Below are 8,268 nucleotides of genomic sequence, written 5' to 3'. Positions count from 1 at the left end.
CGCGCTCTGGCCGAACCCCTACTCCGGCCGCCGGCTGCGCTCGCTGTTGCGGGAGGCCGGCCTCGACGTCGAGCCGGACGTCGGGTCCAGCGCCCTCGTGGTCCCGGAGGAGATGCTGCCCGGGCTGCTCGCCACCCAGGGCGCCGCGCTCGTCGAGGCAGGCGTCGTGACCGCCGACGAGGTGTCCGCGCTGAACCGAGAGGTCGAGGCCGCCTCCGGACACGGCGACGCGTTCGTCTCCGTGACGATGTTCGCGGCCATCGGGCGCCGGCCGGAGTGACCGGCGCGGCCGCCCCGCCCGATTTCCCGGCGGGGCGAGGGCTCCGGTAGTCTTCACTGTCGTTGCGCGCTGCGCAGCAGGCGCCCGTAGCTCAACGGATAGAGCATCTGACTACGGATCAGAAGGTTAGGGGTTCGAATCCCTTCGGGCGCGCAGAACGGACACCTGCGTGACCTCCGCAAACACCAGCTCTCCTCAGTTGCTTCGGCTCGCTCGAGGCGCGGGCTGGCCCCAAAACGATTCGCGTGAGCCGCGTCGTAAGCGGTCGGCGCTAGCCGCGCCGAGACGTCTGGCCTCCCAGGTGGGCTTGGGGGTTGCCTTTTTCGCCCGTCGTGACCCTTGGCGGCCGCCACGTCGCTTTTGGTGTGGCATGGAGACCATTACCGTCCTCGCCGCCCCAGAGCCGTCCATGCCCGACACCCTGCTGCTCACTCTGGACGAGGTGGCACGACAGCTGCGCTGCGCCCGGCGAAGCGTGGAGCGCCACATCGCCAGCCACCGGCTACGCACGGTCCACCTCGGCCGGTCCGTGCGGGTCGAGCGTCGCGAGCTGGAACGGTTCGCGGCCGAGATGCGCGAGCCGGACGATGCCTATGCCTCGCAAGTCCGCCGAAGAGACCACCTCCTCTGTGTACCGCGGCGCCGACGGGTTCTGGCATGCCCGGGTCACGATGGAGCGGGGCCATGACGGCGAGCGGGTGCGCAAGCATGTCCGTCGACGCACGAAGTCCGAACTGCGGGACGCCGTCCGCGAGGTCGAGCGCGCGCGGGACGCCGGAATGTTCGTGTGGACCCGCGACGACATCACCCTCGAGGACTGGCTTGAGCACTGGCTGGAGACCGTCTTGCCCATGACAGCACGCTGGAAGACACTCTCGACCTACCGCAGCCAGATGCGGGTGCACGTCATCCCCGTCCTGGGGCGCCAACGACTGAGCGAGCTGCGGCCGGAGAACCTCGAGGAGCTCTACCGGGCCATGCGCAGGCAGGGCAGCTCGACCCACGTCGTCCGCGCAGTTCACCGAGTGCTGCGCTCCTCCCTCAACGAGGCGGTGCGTCGTCGCCGGCTGGCACACAACCCCGCGTTGGTGGCCAGACCTCCCCGGGCCGACCAGGTCGAAGTGGACCCATTGTCCGTAGAGGAGACCAGGCGCGTCCTGGCCGCCGCTGGCTCTACACGCCATCCGGTGCGCTGGTCGATCGCTCTCGCCCTGGGGCTCCGCCAGGGTGAGGCCCTCGCCCTCATGTGGAGCGACGTGGACCTGCGCAACGGGAACCTCCGCGTCCGTCGGTCCTGCCAACGGCACACCTGGAACCACGGCTGCGAACCCACAGCCGACGGGCCCTCCTGCGGCCACCGGCGCGGCGGTCAGTGCGAACAGCGAGAGGGCGGTGGACTCCTTTTGGTTGAACCCAAGACTAAGGCGTCGGTCCGCAGCATCGTCATGCCTCCACCGCTTGTAGAGGAGCTGCGCTCGCAGCGCTCTCGCGTCAACCAACTGCGACTTTCAGCCGGGGAGGACTGGGAGCCGGACCTCGACCTCGTCTTCCCCACTCCGACCGGGGGCTTGATCGACCCCGCCCGGGACAACGCCGAGTGGGGACGACTCATCGAGGCTGCCGGGGTGCGTCGGGTGCGTCTACACGACGCCCGTCACACCGCAGCGACCCTGCTTCTTCTGCAGAGCGTAGACATCCGCACCGTCATGTCCATCATGGGCTGGACCGAGATGGCCACAGCGCAGCGATACACCCACGCCGTCGACGAGCTCCGACGGCGTGCGGCAATGCAGATGGGCGACCTGCTGTGGAGTGCTACAGACAGTGGCTGAGATGAGGACAACGGGAGTCCCGCGCCGCCGTGGCGTCCAACACCCCGTCAGCACGAGCAGCCCGGCTCGCGGCGGGATGACTCACGGATCGCCAGATCCATGCGCCTTGAACGCGTCGAGACGTCCTACAGGTTGCCTAGCCGAGGTCGCGAATCAGCGTCCGCAAGGCCTTGGCGAGGTCGCGCGGCCTCACCATCCGGTCGGCGATCTTGGCGATGCGCCTACCGGTGGCGTGCCTCGCCGCCATAGAGATGCCTTCCGCCTCGTCGACGCAGCAGATGCGCACTTCACCTTTCGGGCTCTTGGGCTGGCCTCCAGCGCCGGCGCGCAGGGGCTCATGCAGTTCATGCCCGCCACCTTGGCCACCTACGGCGTCGACGGCGACGGCGACGGCCGCGCCGACATCCGCAGCGACGCCGACTCGGTCTTCTCCGCCGCGAACTACCTCACCGCCTCCGGCGTCGCCGCCGGCGCCGACGGGGTCCGCCGCGCGATTTTCGCCTACAACCACGCCGACTGGTACGTCAACGACGTCCTCTACTACGCCGCCTCGTACGGCGGCGGCGTCGTGGCCGGCGACCCCAGCGACTGCGGCCCCGGCGGCAACGGCAACCCGGCCCTCCCCCCGATCGAGGACGCCCGGATCGCCGGGATGCTCACCTTGGCACAAGCCCACGTCGGCGACCCCTACGTCCTCGGCGCCAACGGACCCCACGCCTGGGACTGCTCCTCCTTCACCCAGGCCGCCTACGCCCGGCTCGGGATCACCATCCCCCGCACCGCGGCGGCACAACGCAATTGGCTCGCCGCCGGCAACGGCTCCCGCGTCCAGCTCGGCCACGAGAAACCCGGCGACCTGATCTTCGTCGACACCTACCTCGGACCCAACCAGATCGGGCACGTGCTCATCGTCGCCGACCCCGCCGCCCACCGCAGCGTCGAAGCCTCCGGCGACGCCGTCGGCATCCACGACTACACCACCTGGTCCGGCCACCACATCTTCGAGGTCTGGCGGGTCGGAGCTATGCCTTGACGAGAGCGTGAAAGTCGCCAAGCCTGGTGCAGCTTTGACAAGCAGGGGTTGCGCGCCACCCGAGGTATCGACGACTCACCAGGCGCCGGCGGACCAACTCACCGTCGTTTGCTGCCAGGCAGGTCCAAAGTGGAATCGTCCGTCTGCCGAACTCTGAAGCCCTATGTCGGTCTTGCCGTCGCCGTTCCAGTCGCCAGAAACTGGCTTGTACGAGCTGCCTCCGGCCCAGGCGGTAGTGCTCTGTCCCCATCCTGGAGCAGTGCGCTTGTACCATATTCCGGTCGAGATCCGGCGGAGGCCGATGTCGGTCTTGCGGTCGCCGTTCCAGTCGCCGGTGACGGGCTGAAGGTCGCTGCCGGCGCCGGCCGACCACGAGACGGTGGACTGCGACCAGGACGGGCCAGTGCGCATGTAGAACATGCCGGTCGAGATCCGGCGGAGGCCGATGTCGGTCTTGCCGTCGCCGTTCCAGTCGCCGGTGACCGGCTGCAAGTCCTTCCCGGCGCCCGCCGACCACGAGATGGTGGTCTGGGTCCACGTCGGGCCGGTCTTCAGGTACCACATCCCGGTCGAGATCCGGCGGAGGCCGATGTCGGTCTTCCCGTCGCCGTTCCAGTCGCCCGTTACCGGTTGCAGGTCCGTCCCGCCGGCCCAGGAGTACGTCGTCTGGGACCAGGACGGACGCGTCTTGAAGTACCACATTCCGGTCGAGATCCGGCGGAGGCTGATGTCGGTCTTGCGGTCGCCGTTCCAGTCGCCGGTGACGGGCTGAAGGTCCGTGCCGCCTGCCCAGGTGTATGTGGCCGGGCTGAATATAGGTGCGGTGCGCATGTAGAACATGCCGGTCGAGATGCGGCGGAGGCCGATGTCGGTCTTGCGGTCGCCGTTCCAGTCGCCGGTGACGGGCTGGAGGTCGCTGCCGGCGCCGGCCGACCACGAGACGGTGGACTGCGACCAGGACGGGCCAGTGCGCATGTAGAACATGCCGGTCGAGATCCGGCGGAGGCTGATGTCGGTCTTGTGGTCGCCGTTCCAGTCGCCGGTGACGGGCTGGAGGTCGCTGCCGGCGCCGGCCGACCACGAGACGGTGGACTGCGACCAGGACGGTCCAGTGCGCATGTAGAACATGCCGGTCGAGATCCGGCGGAGGCCGATGTCGGTCTTGCCGTCGCCGTTCCAGTCGCCGGTGACCGGCTGCAAGTCCTTCCCGGCGCCCGCCGACCACGAGATGGTGGTCTGGGTCCACGTCGGGCCGGTCTTCAGGTACCACATCCCGGTCGAGATCCGGCGGAGGCCGATGTCGGTCTTCCCGTCGCCGTTCCAGTCGCCCGTTACCGGTTGCAGGTCCGTCCCGCCGGCCCAGGAGTACGTCGTCTGGGACCAGGAGGGACCGGTCCGGAAGTACCACGTCCCGTTAGAGATTCGGCGGAGGCCGATGTCGGTCTTTCCATCGCCGTTCCAGTCGCCTGTCATAGGCTGCAGGTCTGGCACACGTGTGCGGGCGGTAGACGTCAAGCCCATGACTGCGGCGCCGGAAACAGTGAGCACTCTGGCACCGCTCAGGTCGGTCCAGTACCCGTAGTAGTCGGTTCCGCTGCTGTAGACGTTGTAGTCGCTGAACCGAAAGCCGGAGACGCTCGTTGGATTCCCGTCCTTCAGGACCGTCAAGTGGACGTGGTCGAACGAGGCGGAGCCTCCGCAGGGGGCCGCACGCCCTGCGTCGCCCAAGTACGTACCCGCCGCTACCTGCTTACCCACGAGCTGCAACTGAAGGTTCGTGAGGTGGTAGTACGTGGATCTCCAGCCGTCACCATGGTCCACCCCGAGTACAGAGCCTCCCGAGCACGAGATGCGGTAGACGGTTCCGCCAGCGATGGCAACGACCTTTTTGTTGGACCCGCTAGGGCCGAAGTCGATGGAGCCACGCGCACCTACGTTGTTGCCGGTGTCCGAGTGTGGTGCGCCGGCTTGCCACTTTTGACCAACTTCGAATGGAAGCTGGAAGGCAGGAGCCGGGCCCGCTGCCGAGGCGGCTCTTGGAGTGGCGAGACCGATGGCCGAAGTGGCTACAGCAACCAACAGCACCGCGAGAATGCGCTTCATCGTCAGCAATCCCTCCTCGCCGCTTCCCTGCGAATTCGGCGTGCGCTCAAGGTAGCGCTGGCAGGCGGCGGGTGGAACAGGATCTTGGAATCTTGCCTCCCTTCATCCACCACCGGCGAACCTAGGCAAGGTCGTGACCGCCTACGGGGTTCAGGAGGTTCGCCAAGCCAATGGAGACTGAGATGCAGCGGTCCCGCAGAACCAACCCCTACCCCTACACGTGGGAGGTCCCCGCCAGCGCGTTGCTCGCGCTGCTCCTCCTGCTGCTGCTGGGCCTCCAGGCCGGCCGCTCGGTGGCCAACCTCGTCACGGGTAACGGGTGGGTGTTCGTGGCTCGCGACGACCTGTTCACATCCCTGGGTGGGGTCCTGGGAGGTGACGCTGCCGCCGGTCTCCAGGAGGTCACGCACCCGGCGCCGGCCGGGCTGATGTGGACCTGTGTCGCCGTCCTCGAGGTCCTGGTGCTCGTCGGTAGCGTCTGGGCGGCGGCGTGGGCACTGGGCCGGTGGGGTCCAGGGAGGCTGCGAGGCGTGGCCAGCGTCGCGGAAGCCGAGAGGCTGCTGGGCCGGGCCCGCCTGCGCCGCCACGCCAAGGTCATCCGACCGGACTTGTACGGACCCCGGGCGAAGGGTCAGACCCGGTGAGGCGGCTACGACCGGCCGAGGTCGGGTGGCACCTGGGCCGGGCCCGGGAGCCGCGCGGGGGCCAGCTGTGGGTGCCGTGGGACCGAACCGCCGGTGTCATCGGCCCGCAGGGGTCGGGTAAGACCCTCGACATCCTCGCGCCGGCCCTGATCGACGCCCCCGGCGCCGCGCTGACGACCCTGACGAAGGTCGACGACCTCCTGCTGACCTTCACCGCCCGCTCCCGCGGTAACCGCCCCGCCGTGGTGCTGGACCCGTTCGGGCTCGTCCCAGGGCTGCCGGAGGTCGTCTGGGACCCCATCCGCGGCTGCGTCGACCCGCTCGTGGCCGAGCGCCGGGCGAAGGCGTTCACGGCCGGCACCGTCAAGGGCGCAGTCGCCGGCGGGCACGGCGACGACGCCGCGCGCTTCTACGCCGCCGAGGCCGCCAAGGTCCTGCAGGGCTACTTCCACGCCGCCGCCCTGACCGGCCGCAGCCTCGAGCACGTCCTGTCCTGGGTGTCCAACCCCCTGGCCGCGTCCGACCCGCAGGAGGTCTTGCGGGCCCACCCCCACGCCGCGTCGTTCTGGGCCGGGCTGCTGCACGGGGCGCTCCACGGAGATGACCGCACCGCCGGCAACACCGTGACCACCGTCCAGCAGGCGATGTCGCTGTTCTTCCAAGAGGACATCCGCCGCCGCTGCGTCCCAGGCCCGGGCCGGCCCGCGACCGACCTCGCCAAGGTGATCGCCCGCAGCGGGACCATCTACCTCCTCGGCCGCGAGGACCCCTACGCCTCCGCGTCGCCGTTGATGACCGCGTTCGCCGAGCACGCGCTGGACACCGCACTGGCCGCAGCTAACACCTCACCGTGGGGGCGGCTCTGCCCGCCGTTCCACGCCATCCTCGACGAGCTGCCTTCCACCGCTCCACTGCCGACGCTGCGGACGCGGATGGCCAACGAGCGGGCGCTCGGGATCTCGTTCCTCTGGGCCGCCCAAGCCTGGCCGCAGCTCGCGGCCATCTTCGGGGAGCAGGAGGCCCGGACCTTGGTCGCACTCACCAACAACCTCGTCGTGTTCGGCGGGTCCAAGGACGTCGCGTTCAACCGGGAGATCTCCGACCTGCTCGGGGAGGTCCGCGTCGCCCGCACCTCCTGGCAGTCCGGACGGATGGGCGGCAGGCAGGTGTCGGCCGACGACATTCCCATCCTCACCGGCGCAGAGATCCGCCAGCTGAAGGAGCGCCACGCGCTCGTCCTCTCCGAGAACGGGGCGCCGATCATCGCCGGACTGAACCGCTGCATCGACGGCAAGCACGGCCGCCGCCTCCTCACCGAGCAGCGGAACCTGCGGGAGACCGTCGCTGTGGGTCGCGCACAAACGGTCGACCCGGACGCGCGCGCTATCGCCGCCCTCGTCGAGGCGCGCCGTCGAGGCCTGACCGGTGACCACGACAGCGACCCGGCATGAGCGAGCCTCCTCGCACCGACCGCCGGACCACTCCGCACGAGGCGATCGAAGGGTTCCCGAGCCCCGGGCGCCGCGTCGCGCACTCCTACCGTGAGCTCAACACCGCCATGTACGGCACCGACGAGCAGAAGAAGGCCCTCGGCAGCCCCGCCCTCCTGGCCCGCCCCTGGGACCCACCCACCTGCGTCGACCCGGAGCTGCGCGCCGAGCTCTGGGACTGGCTCGACCGCGTCGTCACCTGGCTGAACCACGAGTACGCGTGGGACCTCACCGGCCTGGTCCCCACCTGCTGGCCGAAACACCCACACCTCGTCCACGAGATCGCCGTGCTCGCCGACCTCCGCCGCCGAGCCGGCCTCGCCCTGACCGCCGATGCGATGGAGGAGTGGCACCGCTACGCCCTGCCGGCGTTCACCGAACGGACGCGCCAGCGGCTCAAGTCGCACTGCGAGGACGGCGACCACCAGCCCTGGCCTGCGCACGGACGCCACACTCGACATACCGCCAGATCGGCCGTCGATGAGCGTGGCTGCGTGTTTCAGCGCGACGTCGACACCCTGACGCAGCAGCACGAAGCGGCGCATCCACCTAGCCCAAGACTTCACCTAGTCGACGTCGGGTGTGTCCGATGAACGGTGTTTCCGGCGTTCATCTTCAGAGGTTCTCGGCGGCCGGCATGCGGTCGGCGAAGGTGACAGGGAACGCGTTCAACGCAGGCTTCCACCGCACTGCCCATCGTGCCTGGCCGGTGCCCTTGGGGTCCATACCGCGAGTGACCAGGTAGAGGGTCTTCAGCGTGGCCTGCTCGGTGGGGAAGTGCCCGCGGACGGTGACTGCACGGCGGTAGCGGGAGTGCAGTGACTCGATGGCGTTGGTGGAGAACAGCACCCGGCGGATCTCGACGTCGTAGGCCAGGAACGGGGTG

Annotated in this window: 9 protein-coding genes and 1 tRNA gene; 8 read left to right on the top strand and 2 right to left on the bottom strand. The window is 69.2% G+C overall.

Annotation, left to right across the window (positions count from 1 at the left end; translation table 11 throughout):
• From EPD83_RS19175 to EPD83_RS19155, 5 genes are all read left to right on the top strand, one after another.
• Window positions 1–280, top strand: a 280-nt coding sequence (locus EPD83_RS19175) for a methyltransferase domain-containing protein (protein WP_205859621.1), incomplete at its 5' end; no start/stop codon positions are given.
• A gap of 80 nt (window positions 281–360) precedes the next feature.
• Window positions 361–433, top strand: a tRNA-Arg gene (locus EPD83_RS19170).
• 217 nt (window positions 434–650) lie between these two features.
• A complete protein-coding gene (locus tag EPD83_RS21100) occupies window positions 651–968 on the top strand; it encodes a helix-turn-helix domain-containing protein (protein WP_205859620.1) in 318 nt (105 codons plus the stop codon).
• The gene (locus EPD83_RS19160; RefSeq protein ID WP_165567011.1) at window positions 874–2,112 is read left to right on the top strand and encodes a tyrosine-type recombinase/integrase; all 1,239 of its coding nucleotides are present in this window, start codon (window positions 874–876) and stop codon (window positions 2,110–2,112) included. Before EPD83_RS21100 ends, EPD83_RS19160 begins: the two co-directional genes overlap by 95 nt.
• 232 nt (window positions 2,113–2,344) lie before the next feature.
• Window positions 2,345–3,145: a C40 family peptidase gene (locus EPD83_RS19155; protein WP_235950725.1), complete on the top strand. Its 801-nt coding sequence runs from the start codon at window positions 2,345–2,347 to the stop codon at window positions 3,143–3,145.
• 75 nt (window positions 3,146–3,220) lie between these two features.
• On the opposite strand, the gene EPD83_RS19150 is transcribed toward EPD83_RS19155, so the two are convergent.
• The gene (locus tag EPD83_RS19150) at window positions 3,221–5,248 is read right to left on the bottom strand and encodes an FG-GAP-like repeat-containing protein (RefSeq protein WP_128366227.1); all 2,028 of its coding nucleotides are present in this window, start codon (window positions 5,246–5,248) and stop codon (window positions 3,221–3,223) included.
• Between the two features lie 182 nt (window positions 5,249–5,430).
• Here EPD83_RS19150 and EPD83_RS19145 point away from each other — a divergent pair, with 182 nt between their 5' ends.
• Genes EPD83_RS19145 through EPD83_RS19135 form a run of 3 tightly spaced genes read left to right on the top strand, consistent with a single transcriptional unit; the run spans window position 5,431 to window position 7,975 of the window.
• Complete coding sequence (locus tag EPD83_RS19145) at window positions 5,431–5,892, top strand: hypothetical protein (RefSeq protein ID WP_128366226.1); 462 nt, start codon at window positions 5,431–5,433, stop codon at window positions 5,890–5,892.
• Window positions 5,889–7,343, top strand: coding sequence for a type IV secretory system conjugative DNA transfer family protein (locus EPD83_RS19140; protein WP_128366225.1), 1,455 nt, complete (start codon window positions 5,889–5,891; stop codon window positions 7,341–7,343). Before EPD83_RS19145 ends, EPD83_RS19140 begins: the two co-directional genes overlap by 4 nt.
• Window positions 7,340–7,975, top strand: a complete 636-nt coding sequence (locus EPD83_RS19135) for a hypothetical protein (RefSeq protein WP_128366224.1) — start codon at window positions 7,340–7,342, stop codon at window positions 7,973–7,975. Before EPD83_RS19140 ends, EPD83_RS19135 begins: the two co-directional genes overlap by 4 nt.
• Before the next feature lie 22 nt (window positions 7,976–7,997).
• On the opposite strand, the gene EPD83_RS19130 is transcribed toward EPD83_RS19135, so the two are convergent.
• Window positions 7,998–8,268 (bottom strand): transposase (locus tag EPD83_RS19130; protein WP_205859619.1); only part of this gene is annotated, 271 nt, incomplete at its 5' end.

This window comes from Phycicoccus flavus, from assembly GCF_004025965.2.
In the GTDB taxonomy this organism is placed as follows: domain Bacteria; phylum Actinomycetota; class Actinomycetes; order Actinomycetales; family Dermatophilaceae; genus Phycicoccus; species Phycicoccus flavus.
This window is presented reverse-complemented; position numbering and strand designations above follow the sequence as displayed.

Bases quoted from the DNA above. Each gene is read 5' to 3' on its own strand.
- EPD83_RS19150 (WP_128366227.1), bottom strand. From the start codon at position 5,248: ATGAAGCGCATTCTCGCGGTGCTGTTGGTTGCTGTAGCCACTTCGGCC.
- EPD83_RS19135 (WP_128366224.1), top strand. From the start codon at position 7,340: ATGAGCGAGCCTCCTCGCACCGACCGCCGGACCACTCCGCACGAGGCG.
- EPD83_RS19145 (WP_128366226.1), top strand. From the start codon at position 5,431: ATGCAGCGGTCCCGCAGAACCAACCCCTACCCCTACACGTGGGAGGTC.
- EPD83_RS21100 (WP_205859620.1), top strand. From the start codon at position 651: ATGGAGACCATTACCGTCCTCGCCGCCCCAGAGCCGTCCATGCCCGAC.
- EPD83_RS19160 (WP_165567011.1), top strand. From the start codon at position 874: ATGCCTCGCAAGTCCGCCGAAGAGACCACCTCCTCTGTGTACCGCGGC.